Origin of the sequence: Bifidobacterium kimbladii, assembly GCF_032193675.1 — a bacterium.
Taxonomy (GTDB): domain Bacteria; phylum Actinomycetota; class Actinomycetes; order Actinomycetales; family Bifidobacteriaceae; genus Bombiscardovia; species Bombiscardovia kimbladii.
Window position 1 is genome coordinate 1 of the sequence record NZ_JASTZZ010000024.1, and the last position, 392, is coordinate 392.

The 392-nt window shown below is 64.8% G+C and carries 1 protein-coding gene and 1 pseudogene; both read right to left on the bottom strand.

Features of this window, described 5'->3' with window-relative positions:
• A partial coding sequence (locus tag QRX41_RS08540) for a hypothetical protein (protein ID WP_449495106.1) occupies nucleotides 1-181 on the bottom strand: 181 nt, incomplete at its 3' end.
• A 20-nt stretch (nucleotides 182-201) separates the two neighbouring features.
• Nucleotides 202-267, bottom strand: a pseudogene (locus tag QRX41_RS08545) (RCC1-like domain-containing protein); the annotation flags it as partial.
• Nucleotides 268-392 lie beyond the last annotated feature (125 nt).

Here is a 392-nt window from a genome sequence, read left to right on the forward strand (position 1 = left end):
AGTCCCCGGGCGTGCCTGCAGGCTTTTTCACCCTGACCGGCGTATGCTGGTCGGTGATCGTCCCGTCGCCGAGCTGGCCAAAAGTATTGGATCCCCAGGCGTAGGCGTATCCGTCGCTGCCCAGGGCCAGCGAATGATCGCCTCCGCCGCTGACCTGCAGGTAGGTGAAGTCCTTGGGCAGGTCCGGGTACGTGTTGTGCCCGTCCCGTCGCCGAGCTGGCCCTGGCTGTTGGATCCCCAGGCGTAGGCGTTCCCGTCGCTGCCCACCGCCAAGGAAAAACCAGAGGAAAAGATACCGTCGTATGTTGATCCGCTGATCTGGCTGAATCTGATGCCGCGGCTGGCGTTGTCGGGCGGGGTGATGGTGGCGGGTTCCCTGCCCAGCTGGCTGC